The 19,601-nt window shown below is 61.3% G+C and carries 22 protein-coding genes and 1 pseudogene; 12 read left to right on the top strand and 11 right to left on the bottom strand.

Annotated features, from left to right (window positions below):
* Window positions 1-270 precede the first annotated feature (270 nt).
* Window positions 271-573 (bottom strand): hypothetical protein, encoded by a 303-nt coding sequence (locus tag V1290_RS36370; RefSeq protein WP_334368894.1) that lies wholly within the window; start codon window positions 571-573, stop codon window positions 271-273.
* A 44-nt stretch (window positions 574-617) separates the two neighbouring features.
* Window positions 618-866: a hypothetical protein gene (locus V1290_RS36365; protein WP_334368893.1), complete on the bottom strand. Its 249-nt coding sequence runs from the start codon at window positions 864-866 to the stop codon at window positions 618-620.
* Between the two features lie 207 nt (window positions 867-1,073).
* Between V1290_RS36365 and V1290_RS36360 the strand changes: the two genes are divergently transcribed.
* The gene (locus V1290_RS36360; RefSeq protein ID WP_334368892.1) at window positions 1,074-1,289 is read left to right on the top strand and encodes a hypothetical protein; all 216 of its coding nucleotides are present in this window, start codon (window positions 1,074-1,076) and stop codon (window positions 1,287-1,289) included.
* A gap of 8 nt (window positions 1,290-1,297) precedes the next feature.
* Here the strand turns inward: V1290_RS36360 and V1290_RS36355 are convergent, their stop codons facing one another.
* On the bottom strand, window positions 1,298-1,468 hold the full coding sequence (locus V1290_RS36355; RefSeq protein ID WP_334368891.1) for a hypothetical protein: 171 nt from the start codon (window positions 1,466-1,468) through the stop codon (window positions 1,298-1,300).
* A 138-nt stretch (window positions 1,469-1,606) separates the two neighbouring features.
* On the opposite strand from V1290_RS36355, the gene V1290_RS36350 reads away from it, so the two are divergent.
* Window positions 1,607-1,960, top strand: a complete 354-nt coding sequence (locus tag V1290_RS36350) for a DUF6481 family protein (protein ID WP_334368889.1) — start codon at window positions 1,607-1,609, stop codon at window positions 1,958-1,960.
* A 178-nt stretch (window positions 1,961-2,138) separates the two neighbouring features.
* On the opposite strand, the gene V1290_RS36345 is transcribed toward V1290_RS36350, so the two are convergent.
* Complete coding sequence (locus V1290_RS36345; RefSeq protein ID WP_334369287.1) at window positions 2,139-2,366, bottom strand: pentapeptide MXKDX repeat protein; 228 nt, start codon at window positions 2,364-2,366, stop codon at window positions 2,139-2,141.
* A 204-nt stretch (window positions 2,367-2,570) separates the two neighbouring features.
* Between V1290_RS36345 and dctP the strand changes: the two genes are divergently transcribed.
* Window positions 2,571-3,593 carry a TRAP transporter substrate-binding protein DctP gene (dctP, locus tag V1290_RS36340; RefSeq protein WP_334368888.1) on the top strand — a complete coding sequence of 341 codons (1,023 nt, stop codon included), beginning with the start codon at window positions 2,571-2,573 and terminating at the stop codon, window positions 3,591-3,593.
* A 19-nt stretch (window positions 3,594-3,612) separates the two neighbouring features.
* Here the strand turns inward: dctP and V1290_RS36335 are convergent, their stop codons facing one another.
* A complete protein-coding gene (locus tag V1290_RS36335) occupies window positions 3,613-4,293 on the bottom strand; it encodes a GntR family transcriptional regulator (protein ID WP_334368887.1) in 681 nt (226 codons plus the stop codon).
* A gap of 173 nt (window positions 4,294-4,466) precedes the next feature.
* Here V1290_RS36335 and V1290_RS36330 point away from each other — a divergent pair, with 173 nt between their 5' ends.
* The 4 genes from V1290_RS36330 (at window position 4,467) to V1290_RS36315 (ending at window position 8,368) form a co-directional block, all read left to right on the top strand.
* The gene (locus V1290_RS36330; RefSeq protein ID WP_442895038.1) at window positions 4,467-5,090 is read left to right on the top strand and encodes a TRAP transporter small permease; all 624 of its coding nucleotides are present in this window, start codon (window positions 4,467-4,469) and stop codon (window positions 5,088-5,090) included.
* On the top strand, window positions 5,090-6,355 hold the full coding sequence (locus tag V1290_RS36325; protein WP_334368886.1) for a TRAP transporter large permease: 1,266 nt from the start codon (window positions 5,090-5,092) through the stop codon (window positions 6,353-6,355). Before V1290_RS36330 ends, V1290_RS36325 begins: the two co-directional genes overlap by 1 nt.
* Before the next feature lie 26 nt (window positions 6,356-6,381).
* Window positions 6,382-7,365: a TRAP transporter substrate-binding protein gene (locus V1290_RS36320; RefSeq protein WP_334368885.1), complete on the top strand. Its 984-nt coding sequence runs from the start codon at window positions 6,382-6,384 to the stop codon at window positions 7,363-7,365.
* A 76-nt stretch (window positions 7,366-7,441) separates the two neighbouring features.
* Window positions 7,442-8,368 (top strand): dihydrodipicolinate synthase family protein, encoded by a 927-nt coding sequence (locus V1290_RS36315; RefSeq protein WP_334368884.1) that lies wholly within the window; start codon window positions 7,442-7,444, stop codon window positions 8,366-8,368.
* A gap of 5 nt (window positions 8,369-8,373) precedes the next feature.
* Here the strand turns inward: V1290_RS36315 and V1290_RS36310 are convergent.
* Window positions 8,374-8,625 (bottom strand): annotated as a pseudogene (locus V1290_RS36310) (hydroxymethylglutaryl-CoA lyase); the annotation flags it as partial.
* 169 nt (window positions 8,626-8,794) lie between these two features.
* Here V1290_RS36310 and V1290_RS36305 point away from each other — a divergent pair.
* The gene (locus tag V1290_RS36305; protein ID WP_334368883.1) at window positions 8,795-10,165 is read left to right on the top strand and encodes an HD domain-containing protein; all 1,371 of its coding nucleotides are present in this window, start codon (window positions 8,795-8,797) and stop codon (window positions 10,163-10,165) included.
* A 77-nt stretch (window positions 10,166-10,242) separates the two neighbouring features.
* Entirely contained in the window at window positions 10,243-10,683 is a 441-nt protein-coding gene (locus V1290_RS36300) for a hypothetical protein (RefSeq protein ID WP_334368880.1), read from the top strand.
* 3 nt (window positions 10,684-10,686) lie between these two features.
* On the opposite strand, the gene V1290_RS36295 is transcribed toward V1290_RS36300, so the two are convergent.
* The 4 genes from V1290_RS36295 to V1290_RS36280 form a co-directional block, all read right to left on the bottom strand.
* Window positions 10,687-11,595, bottom strand: a complete 909-nt coding sequence (locus tag V1290_RS36295; RefSeq protein WP_334368879.1) for a hydroxymethylglutaryl-CoA lyase — start codon at window positions 11,593-11,595, stop codon at window positions 10,687-10,689.
* On the bottom strand, window positions 11,592-13,601 hold the full coding sequence (locus V1290_RS36290) for an acetyl/propionyl/methylcrotonyl-CoA carboxylase subunit alpha (RefSeq protein ID WP_334368878.1): 2,010 nt from the start codon (window positions 13,599-13,601) through the stop codon (window positions 11,592-11,594). Before V1290_RS36290 ends, V1290_RS36295 begins: the two co-directional genes overlap by 4 nt.
* Before the next feature lie 2 nt (window positions 13,602-13,603).
* On the bottom strand, window positions 13,604-15,208 hold the full coding sequence (locus tag V1290_RS36285; protein ID WP_334368877.1) for a carboxyl transferase domain-containing protein: 1,605 nt from the start codon (window positions 15,206-15,208) through the stop codon (window positions 13,604-13,606).
* Window positions 15,209-15,321: 113 nt separating this feature from the next.
* Window positions 15,322-16,494 (bottom strand): isovaleryl-CoA dehydrogenase, encoded by a 1,173-nt coding sequence (locus V1290_RS36280; protein WP_334368876.1) that lies wholly within the window; start codon window positions 16,492-16,494, stop codon window positions 15,322-15,324.
* Between the two features lie 183 nt (window positions 16,495-16,677).
* Here V1290_RS36280 and V1290_RS36275 point away from each other — a divergent pair, with 183 nt between their 5' ends.
* Entirely contained in the window at window positions 16,678-17,346 is a 669-nt protein-coding gene (locus V1290_RS36275; RefSeq protein WP_334368875.1) for a TetR/AcrR family transcriptional regulator, read from the top strand.
* Between the two features lie 7 nt (window positions 17,347-17,353).
* Window positions 17,354-17,851: an Lrp/AsnC family transcriptional regulator gene (locus V1290_RS36270; RefSeq protein WP_334368874.1), complete on the top strand. Its 498-nt coding sequence runs from the start codon at window positions 17,354-17,356 to the stop codon at window positions 17,849-17,851.
* Between the two features lie 56 nt (window positions 17,852-17,907).
* Here the strand turns inward: V1290_RS36270 and V1290_RS36265 are convergent, their stop codons facing one another.
* Complete coding sequence (locus V1290_RS36265; protein WP_334368873.1) at window positions 17,908-18,213, bottom strand: ETC complex I subunit; 306 nt, start codon at window positions 18,211-18,213, stop codon at window positions 17,908-17,910.
* A 229-nt stretch (window positions 18,214-18,442) separates the two neighbouring features.
* Here V1290_RS36265 and V1290_RS36260 point away from each other — a divergent pair, with 229 nt between their 5' ends.
* On the top strand, window positions 18,443-19,588 hold the full coding sequence (locus V1290_RS36260) for an OpgC domain-containing protein (protein WP_334368872.1): 1,146 nt from the start codon (window positions 18,443-18,445) through the stop codon (window positions 19,586-19,588).
* Window positions 19,589-19,601 lie beyond the last annotated feature (13 nt).

Below are 19,601 nucleotides of genomic sequence, written 5' to 3'. Positions count from 1 at the left end.
GCCTAGGAGTCCGGGCCTCGTGGCCTCCAGTGGTAGCGCGCGTCGTGATGAACGAGCGCCCTGCCCCCCGCTGCAAGCGCGGGCGTTATAGATCGGCGTTACGTGCACAGCCAATCCGTACGAGTACGGTGAGCGGGCGCCGCACGGTTCTGTGTGACAAATTGATCAGCAAAACGCGGTAGCGCGGATCGCATGCAATATCCGGGCTGGCGACACTGCATTCCCTCCCGCTCTAAGCGAGCTACGCCAGGCGCAGCCATTCGCCCGCCTCTACCGCTTATCGAACGGAATATACTGATGATACTCTTTCGGCACCGAGCTCCGGTAACGAGCGGGCACCGTGCCGCGGTCGATCGAACGGTCGATCTCCTGCTGCCGCGTCATCTTGGCCGGTTTCTTTTTCTTCGGCGCCGCCTTCTCCTTTTCGGCCGCGACGGCTTCCGGCGCGGCGGGGGACGGCGTTGCCGTTGCCGCAGTGCCGCCATCCGGCGCGCCCTGCGCCAGCGCGACGGTCGGCAGGAGTACGATTGCCGCCGCCGACGCGGCCAGCACAAGACGACAAGGCTTTTGCATGGAACGCTCCAGTTCGGGCCCGCTCAGTTTCCAGGCTGATCCTATTACGTCCGCACACGTCCGCACACCGGGATTTTGGCGAGGCGAACGGGCATGGACCGGCTATGCTTGACCCGGCTGCAGGTCGTAAAAACGAACGCGAGCCGGCTGCACTGCCAGTCCGGACCAAGCGCTGCGCTCAAGACCGGCTCCGGTTTGGACAGGCCGGGCGCAAAGAAACCGATGGCGCAGGCCAGTGAGACGATGGCGGCGGCGAGAACGAGGTTCTTGCGGGTCCACCAATTGTGCGGCATGGCGGTCGCTCCTGTTTCGAAAGCGCGGAGCATAAGATCACTCCACCGCGGTGCCTGTGAACGGCTTCACACTACACGGATTTGTGCGCGAGCCCCGATGGATGCGGAAATGAGTATAGAAATGGGTATAACTGGCGCAAATCCGTTGCGCGCGCACAACGCTTGATCGACATTGCCCTCGGGGCGAGCGCGTGTGCGGGGCGTGCGATGGACGAGCAGGAAGCGAGCTACGACTACCATCGCTACAAGCAATTGCTGGCGGAAGCGGTCGACGAGACCAAACGGCTCGAGCTGATCGAGATCATGATCAGGGAAAAGGCCCGCGACAGGCTCGAGGCGCAGCGGATCGCGGACCGCGTAGCGATGACCGCTATGACGGTTGCGCGCGTCCTTGGACCTGGAGGTCGTCGCGATAATATCTAGAAGAGCGATCACTTCTCCGAAGCGAGCATCACCAGCGAGCCGACCACCCCGATCAGCGCACAGGCGAGAAGGCCATATTGAAGGATCGCCAGCGCCTGCCTTGGGGCTTCGGTCGCCGTTGCCATCTCGTAGAGAGCCATGCTGACGTAATCCCGCGCATCAGGATCAGTTTGGGCCATTTGCTGCTCACGCAAGCCTCCCCTGCTTTACCCGACCCTTTTCGACGCTGGTATTTTGCCTCGGGTTCACTTACCTAGTCCCCATTCCGCGCGCGTGGCGCGTCCAACCCCAAGAGTGAAAGCGACAAGGCCTCTTTTATGAGTGGATTCAAGGAACCGAGCTTCGCGGACCGCCAGAAGGCCGCCCAGCAGGCGCGGCAGAACATCCTGAACAAGTTTCGCACCCAGCCGGGACCCGACGATCCCGAGGTGAAGCGCCGCCAGGCCGAGCGCGAGGCCGTCGCCGCCGCCCGTGCCAAGGCGAGAGAGGCCAAGGAAGCCGAAAAGGCCGAACAGAAACGTCGCGAGGCCGAGGCCGCCGCGGCGGAGGCCGCCAGGTTAGCCCGCGAGAAGGAAGAAGAGGCCGCCAGGCTGGCGGCGCTGGAGGCTGAGCAAAAGGCCAAGCGCGACGCGCGTTACGCCGCGCGCAAGACCAAGGGCAAGAAGAAATAGGCGCGATGCTGATCGCCGTTTCTTGCCGGCGACAGATGCAGCCCCGTCATTCCGGGATCGTGCGCAAGCACCAGATGCCCAGGTGCGCAATTGCGCACCTGGGCATCTCGAGATTCTCAGATGCGCAATCGCGCATCATAGTTCAATGCCGCGCATCGCCCCGGAATGATGGTGCGGCTCAGTTCTTCTTCATGCCGTCTTCTTTTTTCATGCCGTCGTGCTTCATGCCCTCCTTCTTCATCATACCGTCCTCTTTCTTCATGCCGTCCTTGGACATGGACTCCTTCTTCATGCCGTCGCCCTTGCCCATCTTGTCCTGAGCGAAGGCCACTGGCGCGAACGCGAGGCCGAGCGAAACAAGCGCGGCAGAAAGACCGAGGCCGATACGGGTCGTGGTGGTGGTCATGGGATGGTGGTCCTTGGTTTGGGTTGGCTTCTCGAAAGCGACGTCTGCCGCTTCTCCAACGACGATGGCGCGACCGGTTTTGTTACCGGCCACGTCCCAAAGTTCCGCAATTCTCACGGTTAGTTGAAGCGAACACATTCAGTTAATATGGGGCTGAAGCCGGTCCGGATTGCCGATCCAAGAACCGTTTGCAGGAAACAAACCATGCTCACGCGCCGCCATGTCATCGCATCTGCACTCGCCGCGCCCGCCGTGCTTCGTTTCGGCACCGGCACGGCCCGTGCGGCCACCACGCTGAAGATCTCGCATCAGTTTCCGGGCGGCACCATCGACAAGGGCGACTTCCGCGACCGGCTGTGCCGCACCTTCGCCGCCGAAGTCGCCAAGCGCAGCGGCGGCGAGATCGCAGCCGATGTCTATCCGAACTCCTCGCTGGTCAAGACCAACGCGCAGTTCTCGGCAATGCGCAAGGGCGCTCTCGATATCAGCCTCTACCCGATGCCGTATGCCGGAGGCGAGCTGCCGGAAACCAATATCGGCCTGATGCCGGGCCTGGTCGCAACCTACGACCAGGGTCTGCGCTGGAAGAACGCGCCGGTCGGCAAGGCGCTGACCGACTTCCTCGCCGACAAGGGCATTATCCTTCTCACATGGGTCTGGCAGGCCGGCGGCGTCGCCAGCCGCTCTCGACCGATCGTCGCACCTGACGACGCCAAGGGGCTGAAAGTGCGCGGCGGCTCGCGTGAAATGGATGTGGTGCTTAAGACCGCGGGTGCCTCGGTCCTGTCGATGCCATCGAACGAAATCTACGCCGCAATGCAGAGCGGCGCCTGCGATGCCGGAATCACCTCCTCCACCAGCCTGATCTCGTTCCGCCTCGCGGAGGTCGCCAACTCGCTGACCTCGGGCGCCGGCGCCTCCTATTGGTTCATGCTGGAGCCATTGATGATGTCGAAGGCAATCTTCGACAAGCTACCCAAGAAGCAACAGGACATCATCCTGACGGTCGGCAGCGAACTGGAAGCGTTCGGCCGCAAAGGCGCGCAGGACGACGATATCGAGGTCGCCAAGGTCTATGAGAAGTCCGGCGCCAAGGTCAGCACGCTCGATGTCGCGACCGTCAGCAAGTGGCGCGACATCGCGCGCGATACCGCCTGGAAGGACTACAGCGCCAAGTCGGCGATGTCGGCCAATCTGCTGAAGCTCGCCAGCGACGTCCCCGCATGATGCATGGTCCGCTTCCGGATCAACGCCCCGCGCGCGCCACGATTGAGCCGCCGCCCACCACCTGCAACAGGTCGGTTCTGACAGCCTCGATATGCTGCTGCAGAAACCGGCAGGCCTGGTCGATCTCTTTCGCCCGGCACAGCTCGATCAGGTGAGCGTGCTCCTTTTCGGCCGTGCCCATCGCCTTGGTATTGGAGAGTTGCAGACGCGTGTAGCGGTCGCTGGTCTGCAAGAGCGCCACGACGATCGCCTTGGTACGCGGCTGCCGGGCGTGAACATATAGTGCCATGTGGAAGTCAGCGTTGAGCTGCCCCCATTCGCTGACGTTGCGCGCCTTGATCGCTTTCTCGAAGCGCTTCTGGATGTCGTCCAGCGCGGCAAAGTCTTGTTCCGCAAAGTGCGGCGCCGACTGCGCCAAGAGCCGCGGCTCCATGATTCCGCGAAGATCGAACACGTCGTTGATTTCGTCCAGCGACAGTTCCGATACGATCGCGCCTTTTTGCGGGACGATACGCACCAGCCCCTCCGCCTCGAGCTGAAACAGCGCTTCGCGCACTGGAATGCGGCTGACGCCGTATGCCTCACCCAACGCATCCTGCCGAAGTTGTGAGCCGGCTGGATAAGTCCCGTCGAGAATGGACTGCCTGAGCTGATCGACGATCGCAGCCGACAGCGTCCGGTGCTTCAGAGGGACTTTCATTTGACCTTCCGTCGTCATCGCCGGCCTTTCCGATCGAGGCGGCCCCGCTTCGCACGTTGAAATGGTCCCACCCCAGCGGGAGCCGAGCTGCCCATAATCTCCATTTGACAAGATTGTATAAATTATACAACTTCAAATGACACTAGAAATCTTGACGGGCAGCGGGGCTCTTTATGATCGAGCAGGCAATTGCGGACATGCCAGCGTTCAGCGCCCGGGGAATCGTCGTCAGGGCTTCGAGTCTGCTGCTCGCTTTCGAGCGCATCGCCCTGATGGGGCTGATGTATCTGCTGACGGCGCTGATCCTGGTGAACGTCGTCACCCGCTATTCGCACTTCCCGATCTACTGGATCGATGAATCGGCGGTCTATTGCGTGGTCTGGCTGACCTTCATCGGCGCCTCCGCGATGACGCGGCTCAGGCTCGACTTCGCCGTCACCATGATGACCGAGCGCCTCTCGGCGCGGAATCAGAAGTTCGCGAGGATCATCGCGACCGGCATGGTCGTCGTGTTCGGCGTGGCGCTCGTCATCACCTGCTTCCTCTGGATGGATCCAATCGGGCTTGCCCGCGCCGGCTTCGATGCGCGCAAGCTCGCCGCCGAGACATTCAACTTCCTCTACACCGAGCGCACCCAAACGCTGAACTGGCCGACCTGGGTGCTCTATTTGACGCTGCCGATCTTCGCGGTCTCCATGACCATTCATGGCCTGGCAAACCTGCTCGAAGATCTCGAACTGGTGCCACGGACGCCGCCAAAAGGCTTTCAGCTTTCCGAACTCGACGGGGTCAACTAGTGATCACGTCAGCCGCCTTCATCGCGATCATGTTGGTCGGGGTACCGATCGGCCTTTGCCTCTGCCTGGCCGGGCTCGTCTTCATCATCGCGTCAGGCAATCCGGTGCTGTTTCAATCCTACCCGCTGCAGCTCTTCGGCGGGGTCGACAGCTACGGCCTGATCGCCATCCCGCTGTTCATCCTGATCGGCGAAATCATGAACGGCGGCGGCATTACCCGGCGCATCGTCGACATGGCGATGGCCTTTGTCGGCTCGCTGAAGGGCGGGCTCGCCTACGTCAACATCCTCGCCAACATGTTCATCTCCTCCATCCTGGGATCTGCGACCGCGCAGGTCGCGATCATGGCGCAGATCATGGTGCCGGAGATGGAAAAGAAGGGCTACGACAAGACCTTCGCGGCCGGCTTGACCGCCTATGGCGGCATGCTCGGGCCGATCATTCCACCCTCGGTGATGTTCGTCGTCTACAGCGTGCTGGCGCAGGTGTCGGTCAGCGACATGCTGATTGCCGGCATCGTGCCGGGCGTGATCCTGACCGCGATGTTCTGCATCGCCATCGCACTGATGGGATACGTCTACAACTATCCCAAGGCCGATTATCAGACGCCGCGGCAGCGGCTGGCGACGATCCTGCGGACATCGCCGACGCTGCTGATTCCGATCGTGATCGTCGGCAGCATTCTCGGCGGGCTCGCCAACGCGACGGAGTCCGCGGCCGTCGGCGCGGTAGCCGCCGCTCTCGTCGGAAAATTCTGGACCAAGGAGTTCAGGTTTTCGCAGCTCCCGCAGATGATGCTGCGCGCAGGCGTCTACTCGGCCATCGTGCTGTTCCTGGTCGCGGCGGCCGCCGTGTTCTCCTGGGTGCTGGTGTTCGGCAAGGTGCCGCAGGAGACCGCCGCATGGATCCAGTCGGTCGCCAAGGATCCCGTCAGCTTCATGCTGCTTTGCAACGTGATCCTGCTGGTGATCGGTACGGTCATCGACGGCATTCCCGGCCTGATCATGACGGTGCCGATTCTGCTGCCGGTCGCGACCGAGATCTATCACATCGACCCACGCCAGTTCGGCGTCGTCGTGGTGATCAACCTGGTGCTTGGATTGCTGTCGCCCCCGGTCGGTCTTTGCTTCTTCGTGGCGGCAGCCGTAACCGGCGCCAAGCCCGGCAAGATGTTCATGGTGACGCTGCCGCTGTTCGGCATCTCCTGCATCCTGCTGGTGCTGCTCTCGCTCTATCCCTCCCTCTCCCTCGTCCTCATCAAGTAGGTCCAAACCCCTCAAGGAGCATTGTCATGTCGCTTTCACGTCGCCGCTTCCTTGCCGCCAGCGCGGCCGTGCCGCTGTTCGCGCCGTCGCTGGCGCTGGCGCAAGCCAAGGAATTCCGCCTCGGCCTGATCACGCCCAACGGCCATTCCTGGAACAAGGCGGCATTAAAACTCGGCGACGATCTCAAGGCTGCTACCAACGGCCGCCTGACCATGACGGTCTTTCACTCCGGCCAGCTCGGCAATGAACCGGCGATGATGCAGCAATTGCAGTCCGGCGCGCTCGATATGGGCTTCATCCAGGCCGCCGAGCTCGGCTCGCGCGTGCCGCATATCGCAGCGATCAACGCGCCCTACATCGTGCGCTCGACGCCGTCGGTCGCCAAATTCGTTCGCCATCCGGCCGCGATCAAGCTGTTCGAGGTGCTGCCGCAGGAAACCGGCACAATCGGCCTCGGCTGGGGCATCACCGGCATGCGCGCCATCTTCTCGTCGAAGGACCTGGCGACCTTGGCCGATATCAAGGGCATGAAACTGCGCATCAACCCGACGCCGGTCTATCGCGATTTCTATTCGTCGCTGGGTGCGGCGCCGACGCCGATCCCGACGCCGCAGGTGTTTGACGCCATGGCGAACGGCCAGGTCGACGGCCTCGAGGCGGACTTGGAGTTCTCCTGGAACCAGCGCTTCGACAAGGTGTCAAAAGTCATCCTGCAGATGAATGCCGTCTTCATGCCGATGGCAGCGATCGTCTCCGGCCGCGTCTGGCAATCGCTGCCGGCGGCCGACCGCGAGCTGATTACCAAGACCGTCAAATCGACGCTCGATACGCAGATCGATGAATTGGCGGGCAATGAGCCCAAGCTGATCGAGAACTTCAAGAACGCGCCGATCCCGATCCGTCAGGTCCCGGCCGGGGATACCGAAGCGGTCATTGCCGAATTCGACAAGGTCTGGGTGCCCAAGGCCCCGGTCCTTGCCGAGCTGCGCAAGGTCGGCGCGACGCTCTGATCCCATCCCATCGTTTTCAAGCCAAAGCCCGGCGGATTCAGCAGTCCGCCGCAACAATTCCAATGGAGCTAAACAAATGAGCCCACGCATTTCCTGGGAAGGCGTTTTCCCGGCCGTCACCACGCAATTCAATGACGACCTGTCGCTCAATATCGATGCGACCGCGAAGGTCATGGACGGCCTGATCCGCGACGGCGTTTCCGGACTGATCGTTTGCGGTTCCGTCGGCGAGAACACTTCGCTGGAGCGGAAGGAGAAAGTCGCCATCATGGAGACGGCCAAGGCGGTCGCGGCCGGCCGCGTGCCCGTGCTGTGCGGCATCGCCGAGTTCACGACCGCCTTCGCCGTCGAAACCGCCAAGGAAGCGGCGCGCGTCGGCATCGACGGCGTGATGGTGATGCCTGCGCTGGTCTATTCGTCCAAACCGCACGAGACGGCCGCACATTTCCGCGCGGTCGCCACGGCGACCGACCTGCCGGTGATGCTCTACAACAATCCGCCGATCTACAAGAACGACGTCACGCCGGACATTCTGGCCTCGCTCGCCGACGTCGAGAACGTCGTCTGCTTCAAGGACTCCTCCGGCGACACACGGCGCTTCATCGACACCCGCAACATGGTTGGTGACCGTTTCGTCCTGTTTGCTGGCCTCGACGACGTCATCGTCGAGAGCGTCGCCATGGGCGCGGTCGGCTGGGTCTCCGGCATGTCGAACGCTTTCCCGCGCGAGGGCGAGACCTTGTTCCGCCTCGCCAAGGCGGGGCGCTATGCCGAGGCGATGCCGCTGTACGAATGGTTCATGCCGCTATTGCACCTCGATGCCCGTCCGGACCTTGTCCAGTGCATCAAGCTTTGCGAGCACATCATGGGCCGCGGCACCGCGCTAACCCGCCCGCCGCGGCTTGCGCTGCTGCCGCACGAGAAGGCGGAGGTCGAAGCGATGATGGCGAAAGCGCTCAAGAACCGGCCGGTGCTGCCGAACGTCGGGCTGAAGGCCGCGTAAGCGGCCTACTTGGCGGCCCGTGCCTTCGCGTTCAACGCTGCAGCAACGCGGCTGACCGGCGGGCGGCCGATCAGCCCACTGACGACATTGGTTGCCGTTACCAGCTTTGCCATGTCGACGCCGGTCGCAATGCCCATGCCTTCGAGCATGTAGACCACGTCCTCGGTTGCGACGTTTCCCGTCGCGCCGGGGGCGTAGGGACAGCCGCCAAGACCGCCGGCGGCGGAATCGATCACGCGGCAGCCCTCTTCCATCCCGCCCGGCATTGGGCGACGAATTGGATAATGGCGGAGGGTGTATTCCTTGCGCCGGCGGTTTGGAAAACCCACAACATCCGGTAGCTGTTAACCGTTTCCAATCGCGAATCGTCCAGGGATGTGCTGATTAGGCATCCAACACTTCTAATTGTTCACGAAATGTTCTAGAATGTCGATCGAACCGACAAAACGGATTCGCGACCCAGTTCATGGGCTTATCGTGTTCAATTTATCTGATGAGATCGATCGAGCCGCTTGGGAACTCCTTGACACACCGGAGTTTCAACGTCTCCGTCGCGTAAAGCAACTTGGCGTCTCCGAATTTACTTTTCCCGGCGCTACACACACGCGCTTCGCACATTGCGTCGGCGTATTTCACGTCGCGCGCCGCCTGATGAAGGTAGCGACAAGTAGGATTCCGGCACAAGACTCAAACCCGCATAGAATTCGTGTTTCGCTGCTTGCAGCGTTATTGCACGATCTTGGTCACGGCCCTTTCAGTCATGCTTTTGAAGAAGCTGAAAAGTCGAGACTTCGCGGTACGCCAGGTGCGTATAAGAGCCACGAGCAGTGGACCGCCGAAATCATTACAAATCCAGAAGGCCAAATTCGGAAGATTCTTTCGAAAAGGTTCGGCGATAGCATGGCCGACGAAGTGGCGGAACTGCTAAAGGGTGAACCGGCGGATTTATACGCTGCTGTCGTTTCGAGTTCATTCGACGCGGATCGATTAGACTACCTTCAGCGAGATAAGATGATGACCGGCTCTGGCGCCGGAGGAATCGATCTAGATTGGCTGATCGACAATCTTCGTATCACATCCGTTGCTTCGGAGGTTGATGAAGACTCGGAAGAACTAGCAACGCCAATTACAACATTCTGCTTTGCCGAAAAAGCAGCTCAAGCTGCCGAAGCATTTATTCTTGCGCGGTATCATCTCTATTCGCAAGTTTACTTTCATCGCACTACACGCGGCATTGAACAGCTTTTGACTGCTTTTCTTAAACGCCTCTCGGACCTTGTTACAAAAGGATCTGCGAGAGACGTTTGTCTGGCCGCTGATCATCCCCTGGTATCTTTCTATTCTTCGAAGCAGCCTTCAATTTCAGGATATCTTGCGCTCGACGACACGGCCGTTTGGAGTGCGGTCGAAGCAGCGACCCGCGGAAAGGACAAAGAATTGAAAGCGCTTGCAGTTCGTCTGCGCGACCGCGGACGCCTGAAGGCAATTGAAGTTGCCACAGAACAGCCGACGGCAACTGACAAAGCTCGCCGGGAGTACATCGAAAAGAATCTAGTCGCGAATGTTGGCAAGTCGATTTTTGTAGATCGCGTACCCCTTACGATTTACGGAGGGCTGAAAGCGGGAGAAGCGCGTTCGCATAAACGCGTTCGTATTTTGCGCTCAGGCCAAGATGTGGCCGTTGACATTACACAGGTCTCAAAAGCTATCGCGGCTCTGACAGAAAAACAGGAGCTTTTGCGATACTACTTTGTTGATGAAGCCATGTGGAAACAAGTTGAAAGCATCAAGGGGTGAAAATCATGGCGGACGTTGGACGACTTGTTCTCGATGTCGTCGCCTTATCGGGAGGCAGACTAGTTGGTCGAACTCGCATGCAAAAGACAATCTATCTTTTGGACGTGCTCGGCTTGGGAAGCGGCGCATCATATTACTACTACAACTTCGGTCCGTTTTCGGATGAAATAGCTGATGGGATATCTGACAGTAAATTCAGCGGTGCGCTGGTGGAAGAAACCGAATATCGGATGTCAGACGGTTCGCCCTTCAGTATTTTTAAAACAAATGGAGTCTCTGAGCAGGGGCGCAATGTTGGTGCTCTTCCGGCAGACAAGGTTAAGGCAGTTCTTCAACGCTTTGCTTCCTGCAATTCAACAGTTCTAGAGCTCGCAGCAACGATCCATTGGCTCGCTCAAGTGGAGAAGGTACCTGATTGGCGGCGAGAGCTGATACGAAGAAAGGGATCAAAGACTCAGAATGGAAGAATGGAAAGGGCTGCAGAGTTGCTAGGAGAGTTGGGCGTAAGCGTTAGTTAGACTTCAAGTGCTACGCGCAAGCTTCGCATTCAACGCCGCCGCGACGCGGCTGACCGGCGGCCGGCCGATCAGCCCGCTCACGACATTGGTCGCGGAGACCAACTTTGTCATGTCGACGCCGGTCGCAATGCCTATGCCTTCGAGCATGTAGACCACATCCTCGGTTGCGACATTTCCCGTCGCGCCGGGGGCGTAGGGACATCCGCCAAGACCGCCGGCGGCGGAGTCGATCACGCGGCAGCCCTCTTCCATCCCGGCGTAGAGATTGGCGAGTGCCTGGCCATAGGTATCGTGGAAATGCATCGCCAGATTGGCCATCGGCACATGGCCGGCGACCGCGCGCAATAGCTGCCGCGCCTTCGAGGGCGTGCCGACGCCGATGGTGTCGCCGAGCGAGATTTCGTAGCAGCCGAGATCCCACAACACCTTTGCGACATCGACCACCGCCTGCGGCTTGATCTCGCCCTCATAGGGACAGCCGAGCACAGTGGAGATGTAGCCGCGCACCCGGACGCCATCGGCCCTCGCGCGGGCGAGCACCGGCTTGAAGCGTTCGATCGATTCCGCGATCGAACAATTGATGTTGGCGCGGGAAAAGCTTTCCGACGCCGCAGCGAATACCGCGATCAGTTTGGCGCCGGCGGCCTGAGAAGCCTCGTAGCCCTTCTCGTTCGGCACCAATACCGGCAGTTCGCAATTCGTATGGTGGTTGACGCCCCGCAACACCTCGGCCGATCCGACCATCTGCGGGATCGCCTTTGGAGAGACGAAGGCGCCGACCTCGACGGTGTGGAGGCCCGCGCCGATCAATGCCTCAATGAACGCGATCCGGTCGGCGACGCTGATCGGCGTCTTCTCGTTCTGCAGCCCGTCGCGCGGGCCGACCTCGACAATGTGAACGCCATCGCTCATGACGCTACCGCCGGTTCAATTTCGGCAAGTTCGACGCCTTCGCCGACGATATCGCCGACCTTGCACCTGATTTTTGTCAACACGCCCGCAAACGGCGCGCGCAGGGTCTGCTCCATCTTCATGACTTCCAGCGTCAGGATCGCCGCGCCCTTCTCGAGCGTCGCGCCTTCCTCGGCCAGCAGTGCCACCACGGTCCCCGGCAGCGGCGCCACGATCTTGTCCTCGCCGACCAGTTCCTCCGTCTCGCCGCCGAACGGATCGACCCAATGCAGATCGAAGCGGCCGTTCCGGGTGCGGAGGTAAAGCTCGTGGCCCTCGATCACGGCCGTGACGCGCGATTTTATGCCCTCGATCGTCAGATCGAAGCTGCCTTCTTCCGCGGGCGACGTCGCGAAAACGAACTCATGCTTGCCGATGGTCAGTTTCGACGGACCGTTGCCATAGTGCAGCGTCACCCCGTGTTCGATGCCCTGCCCCTGACGGAACGAGAACACCCGCTTTCGCTGTCCAACCGGCATCCACCCAAACGTATTCCAGGGCAAATGCGCTTCCTTGCGTGCAGCGTTCTGCTCATCGACAACAATTGCCGCTACCGCGGCACAAAGCTCGAGGTCCCCTGCCGTCCCCGAGGATTCTGTCAGCTTGTTCAGTTCGCGCTCGATGAAGCCGGTGTCGATGGTATTGGCGCGCACCTGCGGGTGCGTCACCAGCGCGGACAGGAACGCAATGTTGGTGACGATGCCGCGGACGTCGGTCTCTTCCAGCCCACGGTTCAGCCGCTCGATCGCCGCCTGCCGGGTCGGCGCCCATGCGATGACCTTGGCAAGCATGGCATCGTAGTATGGCGACACCGCATCGCCGCTGCGATAGCCGGCATCGATCCGCAGGCCATCGACCACCTCAGGCGTGCGCCAGGTCCTGATCCGACCGACCGACGGCATAAAATTCTTCTGCGGATTCTCAGCATAGACCCGCGCCTCGATGGCGTGTCCGTTCAGCTTGATCTCGTTCTGCGCCAACGGCAGCGTTTCGCCGAACGCCACCCGCAACTGCCATTCGACGAGGTCGACGCCGGTGATGAGCTCGGTCACGGGATGCTCGACCTGCAGGCGGGTGTTCATTTCGATGAAGAACACCTCCTTGCCGTCGGAGACGAATTCGATGGTGCCGGCGCCGACATAATTGACCGCGGCAGCCGCCTTGCGCGCAGCCGCACAGACTGTTTCGCGTTGCTTGGCGTCCAGCGTCGGCGACGGCGCCTCCTCGATCACCTTCTGATGCCGCCGCTGCAGCGTGCATTCGCGCTCCCAGAGCGAGAGCAGATTGCCGTGGCTGTCGCCAATGATCTGCACCTCGATATGCCTTGGGTTTTGCACGAATTTCTCGATCAGCATGCGATCGTCGCCGAACGCAGCCTTCGCTTCGCGCTTGGCGCTGACGATCGCAGCCGCAAGCTCGCCGGCCGAATTGACCACACGCATGCCGCGCCCGCCGCCGCCGGCGGAAGCCTTGACCAGCACGGGGAAGCCGATCTTCTCGGCGGCCTTCGCTAGCGTCGCCTCGTCCTGGGCCTCGCCGTGATAGCCGGGCACCAATGGCACGCCAGCCTTTTCCATCAACGCTTTCGAGCCGGACTTCGAGCCCATCGCCGTCATCATCTCGGCCGTGGGGCCCACGAACACCAGCCCGGCATTCAGGCAGGCCTGCGCGAATTCGGCATTTTCAGACAGAAAACCGTAGCCGGGATGCACCGCCTCGGCGCCGGTCTGGCGCGCCGCTTCGATCACGCGCTCGACGTTGAGATAGCTGTCGCGTGCCCGGGCCGGTCCGAGCAGCACGGCCTCGTCGGCCATGGAGACGTGCATGGCGTCGCGGTCGGCCTCGGAGTAGACGGCGACGGTACGCAGGCCCATGGCCCGCGCGGAGCGGATCACACGGCAGGCAATCTCGCCACGGTTGGCGATCAGGAGGGTGCGAAAACGCCGGTAGAGTTTCGAGCGGTCCATCATCACATCCTGAACAGGCCGAATTTCGTGGGTTCAATCGGCGCGTTGGCCGCGGCGGACAGCCCAAGGCCCAGCACCAGGCGGGTGTCGGCGGGATCGATCACGCCATCATCCCACAGCCGCGCGGTGGCGTAATAGGGATTGCCCTGGCTTTCATACTGGGCACGGATCGGTGCGCGGAACTTGTCCTCTTCCTCGGCCGACCAGCTTTCGCCCTTCGCCTCGATATTGTCGCGGCGGACCTGGCTCAGCACCATGGAGGCCTGTTCACCGCCCATTACCGAAATACGCGCGTTTGGCCACATCCAGAGGAAACGCGGAGAATAGGCGCGGCCAGACATGCCGTAATTTCCGGCGCCATAGGAGCCGCCGATCACGACAGTGAATTTCGGCACGCCGGCGGTCGCGACCGCCGTCACCAGCTTGGCGCCATCGCGCGCGATGCCACCGGCCTCGTATTTCTTGCCCACCATGAAGCCGGTGATGTTCTGCAAAAACACCAGCGGAATATTGCGCTGGCAGCACAGCTCGATGAAGTGCGCGCCCTTCAGCGAACTCTCGCTGAACAGGATGCCATTGTTGGCGATGATGCCGACCGGATAACCCCAGATATGGGCGAAGCCGCAAATCAGCGTCGCGCCGTAGAGTTTCTTGAACTCGTCGAACTCCGAGCCGTCGACGATCCGCGCGATGATATCGTGCACGTCGAACGGTTTTCTGCCGTCGGCGGGGACGACGCCGTAGATTTCCTCGGCGGGAAACAGCGGCTCCCGCGGCTCGCGCATGTTCAGCACCGCGCGTGTCGGCGGCTTCAGCGTGGCGACGATGCGCCGGGCGATTCCGATCGCATGTGCATCGTTCTGCGCATAGTGATCGGTGACGCCCGAATGCCGGGAATGCACGTCGGCGCCGCCGAGCTCTTCGGCGGATACCACCTCGCCGGTCGCGGCCTTCACCAACGGCGGACCGCCGAGAAAGATGGTGCCCTGATTGCGCACGATGATGCTCTCGTCCGACATCGCCGGCACATAGGCGCCGCCCGCGGTGCACGAGCCCATCACGATCGCGATCTGCGGAATGCCCTGCGAGGACATCTGCGCCTGGTTGTAGAAGATGCGGCCGAAATGCCGCTCGTCCGGAAAGATCTCGTCCTGCATCGGCAGGAAGGCGCCGCCGGAATCGACCATGTAGATGCAGGGCAAATTGTTCTGGCGCGCGATATCCTGCGCGCGCAGATGCTTCTTCACCGTCATCGGATAGTAGGTTCCGCCCTTGATGGTGGCGTCGTTGGCGACGATCACGCATTCGCGGCCCGAAACGCGTCCCACCCCGGTAATGACGCTCGCAGAATGGACGTCGCCGCCATAGAGCCCGTGGGCTGCGAGCGGCGATAGTTCGAGAAACGCCGTGCCGGGATCGACCAGCAGGTCGACGCGTTCGCGCGCCAGCATCTTGCCCCTCGATGTATGCCGCTTACGCGACACCTCGCCGCCACCGCCGGCGACCACCTTGAGCTTCTCGCGCAGTTCGGCCACGAGACCCCGCATCACGTCGGCATTGCGGGCAAACTCGGAGGATGCAGGATCGATGGTGGAATGAAGCGGCATGATCGGCGTTTTCTTTGGATGCGAGGGAGCCGTTGGAACGGCTTCAGGACGGCCGGAACGTAACGTTCGAGGAAGATATAACAGCCTGTATCATCTTTGCCTCGATGTGAAGTTCAAGCCGTCTTTTCGAACAGCTCCCGCCCGATCAGCATGCGGCGGATTTCGGATGTGCCGGCGCCGATCTCGTAGAGTTTGGCGTCACGCAACAGCCGCCCGGTCGGGTAGTCGTTGATATAGCCGTTGCCGCCAAGGAGCTGGATGGCGTCGAGCGCGCATTGCGTCGCCTTCTCCGCGGCGTAGAGGATCGCACCGGCGGCGTCCTCGCGCGTGGTCTCGCCGCGGTCGCAGGCTTTTGCCACGGCGTACACGTAGGCGCGCGAGGCGTTCATCGTGGTGTACATGTCGGCTATCTTGCCCTGCACCAGCTGGAAGCTGCCGATCGGCTCGCCGAACTGCTTGCGCTCATGCACGTAGGGCAGCACCACGTCCATGCAGGCCTGCATGATGCCGATCGGGCCCGCCGCCAGCACCGCGCGCTCATAGTCGAGGCCGCTCATCAAGACGTTGGCGCCGCGGCCGACCTCGCTCAGCACGTTGTCTTCCGGCACCTCGCAATCCTCGAACAAGAGTTCGCAGGTGTCGGAGCCGCGCATGCCGAGCTTGTCGAGTTTCTGCGCGGTGGAAAATCCCTTCATGCCCTTTTCGATGAGGAAGGCGGTGATGCCACGCGGGCCGGCGTTAGGATCAGTCTTGGCGTAGACCACCAGCGTGTCCGCCTCGGGGCCGTTGGTGATCCACATCTTGTTGCCGTTCAGCACAAAGCGGTCGCCCTTCTTCTCGGCGCGGGTCTTCATCGAGACCACGTCCGAGCCCGCGCCCGGCTCCGACATTGCGAGCGAACCGACATGCTCGCCGGAGATCAGTTTCGGCAGATACTTGCGCTTCTGCGCCTCACTGCCGTTGCGGCGGATCTGATTGACGCAGAGGTTGGAATGGGCGCCGTAGGACAGGCCGACGGAGGCTGATGCCCGCGACATTTCTTCCAGTGCGATGCAGTGCTCGAGATAACCGAGACCGGCGCCGCCATATTCCTCTTCCACCGTGATGCCGTGCAGGCCGAGCGCGCCGATCCTGGGCCAGAGATCGCGCGGGAACTGATTGCTGCGGTCGATCTCGGCGGCGCGCGGGGCGATCTCGTTTTGCGAAAACGCATGCACGGTCTCGCGAATGGCGTCCGCAGTCTCGCCGAGGTCGAAGTTGAGAGGCAGCGCCCTGTTTGAGGCCATCGTTCACCCTTGCATATCTTCGAATTAAACGATCATACGTTTTTTTACTATCCTCGCAAGTGAGACATATTGAAGCTCAAATGAACGCCGCAGAAGATTGAAATTACTATCTTTTCATGCGAGAATTATACGGCCGCTTGCTCGTTTCAAGGGCGGCGAACGCCCTCCACTCTCAGAGGCCAAATGGCGCGGACGATCGGCTCACACGGCCCCAAGACGATGGAGGCGATCCGCAAAGCCGGGCTGCGCCTGATCTTCGAGCACGGCTACGCGGCGATGAGCCTGCGCCAGCTTGCGGCCGAAGTCGGGATCCAGTCGGGCTCGCTCTACAATCACATCTCGACCAAGCAGGAATTGCTGTTCGTGCTGGTACGGGACCACATCAACGAGCTGCTGCGCCAGCTCGATCGCGCCCTGCAGGGGAAACAGGGGCCGGCCGACAAGCTCCGCGCCTTCGTCGCCTTTCATGTCAGCTACCACATGACCAAGAAGCGCGAGGTCTTCATCGCCAATTCCGAGCTGCGAAGCCTGGAGCAGAAGAACTACGAGGAGATCGTGGCGCTGCGCGGCGCCTATGAGCGGCGGCTTGCGGAAATTCTCACCGAGGGTGTCGCGGAAGGCGAGTTCGAGGTCGTTGACATCCAGGTGGCGACGTTTGCGATCCTGTCGCTCCTGACCGGCCTCACTGCCTGGTACCGGCCCGGAGGGCGGCTCACCAAGGAGGCGATCGTCGCCGCCCATGAGAAGCTGGTACTATCGGGCGTCGCTCCTGGCGCGACGCCTGAGCGGGCGCAAACCAAGCGCGCGCCCTCCCCTGATGTCACGGCTCGCGGCAGGCCGGAGGGCGGATGAGGTGCCGATGACGGAACGTCAACCCCTCGACGAATTCGACCTGAAAATCCTGTCCGAGTTGCAGAAGGACGGACGCATCCGCAACAATGAGCTGGCGGACAGGGTCGGCCTCTCGGAGCCTCCGTGCCGACGGCGCGTTCGGTCCTTGCGCGAGCGCGGTTATGTCAGTGCCATCCGGGCCACGCTCGACGAAAAGCTCCTTGGTTACGAGGTTATTTCCTACGTATTGATTCAGTTGCAGAGCCAGGCTCAGGCGACGTTGCAGGCGTTCGAAAAATCGATCGCGGCAATACCGCTGGTCCAGCAGAGCTGGCGCATTTCGGGCGACGCCGATTATCTGCTCAAATGCGTGGCGCGAAACGTCGAGGGCATGCACCAGCAGCTTCTGCAATTTTCAGCGATGCCCGAGGTCCGCAATATCAGAACCTTCCCGGTGCTTGGCGTCGCCAAGGATGCGCCGCTGCCGATATCCCCAAGTCCGGCGGCATCTGACCCGGCACAGTAGTCCTGGCCGCAACACCCTCGCGTCGCACGACCGGAAAGCGTGCCGGCCGGGCTCTCTCAGTGGGTCCAGGGCTCGACGCGCTTGAAGGCGAAATTGTCGGCGTAAGCGGCCGGCCGGCGCACCGAATCCTTGGGCTCGATCACCTGGTAGGCGATGCCCTTGCGCTCGCAATATGCGATCGCGTCTTCCTTGGTGTCGAAGCGCAAGGTGAGCTGCTGCTTCATGTCGGAGGATGAGGTCCAGCCCATCAGCGGCTCGATCGCCTGCGGCTGCTCGGGCTCGTAATCGAGTTGCCATTCCTGGGTCTTGGCCCTTCCCGATTGCATCGCGTTCTTGGCAGGCTTGAAAATGCGGGCGGTCATTGGATGGTCGGGTCCTCAAGCGATATGCGACATGGAAGCGTTTGGTGGAAACGGCCGGGATAGTATAGAGACACCTTTCAGGAATTTGATCGGTGATTCCAGAAATCCGGCTGTACCATTTCCGTACCGGTATAGTCATTATGCCGTACTGTGACAATCCAGGGCTATCCGGCGCCCGGGACCCGGTCTTGCGGCGCGATCTTCCAGAAAGCATCACGAAGCGGCACCCATGAAAATCAACGCTACCCTGCCAGAAAAAGGACGCGACCTCCGGCTCGACCTGTTTCGCGGAGTCGCGAACTGGGCGATCTATCTGGACCATATTCCAGACAATGTCGTGAACTGGATCACCACCCGCAATTACGGGTTTAGCGACGCCGCCGACCTGTTCGTCTTCATTTCCGGCTATACCGCCTCATTCGTCTATGCCCGGATGATGCTCGAGCGCGGCTTCATTGTCGGCGCCACCCGACTGACCAAACGCGTCTGGCAGCTTTATGTCGCCCACATCATCCTGTTCGTGATCTATATCGCCTCGATCAGCTATCTCGCCCTGCGCTTCGGCGATTCCCAACTGGTCAACGACTTCAATGTGGTCGGCCTGATCGACAACGCCACCGAAACCCTGCGGCAGGGGCTGTTCCTGAAGTTCAAGCCGGTCAATCTCGACGTGCTGCCGCTCTACATCGTGCTGATGGGTCTGTTCCCGCCGGTGCTATGGATCATGCTGCGCCAGCCCAACTGGACCATGGTGGCGGCAATCGTGCTGTGGCTGGTGTCGCGGCAGACCGGCTGGAACCTGCCCGCCTACCCGCAGGGTACCTGGTACTTCAATCCGTTCGCCTGGCAGGTGCTGTTCGTATTCGGCGCATGGTGCGCGCTAGGCGGCGCCCGCAACAACCTCGCGATCATCAACGCGCCTATCACGCTGTATCTGTGCATCGGCTATCTGATCTTCGCCCTGATCATGACCATGGCCGGCCGATTCCCGACTTTCGGCGAAATGTTCCCGCAGTGGCTGTATTCGACGTTCAATCCTAACGACAAGACCAACCTCGCGCCGTATCGCTTCCTGCACTTCGTGGCGATCGTGATCCTGATCATCCGCTTCGTGCCGAAGGAATGGCCGGGGCTGGAGTGGAGGATTTTCGATCCGCTGGTGGTCTGCGGCCAGCAGTCGCTCGCCGTATTCTGCGTCGGCGTGTTCCTGTCGTTCGTCGGGCATTTCGAACTGTCGATGAGCTCGGGCTCGCTGTTCGCGCAGATCTTCGTCAGCGTGACCGGCATCGCGATCATGACCATCGTCGCCTACTACATTTCCTGGTCAAAGCGGCAGGACAAGCCGCTGAAGCCGGCGGCGCCGAAGGCCGCCTGAGCGGCTCTCGGCT

Origin of the sequence: Bradyrhizobium sp. AZCC 1578 (genome assembly GCF_036924675.1) — a bacterium.
In the GTDB taxonomy this organism is placed as follows: Bacteria; Pseudomonadota; Alphaproteobacteria; order Rhizobiales; family Xanthobacteraceae; genus Bradyrhizobium.
Note: the sequence above shows the minus strand (reverse complement) of the source record. Positions and strands in the feature narration are given on the sequence as shown.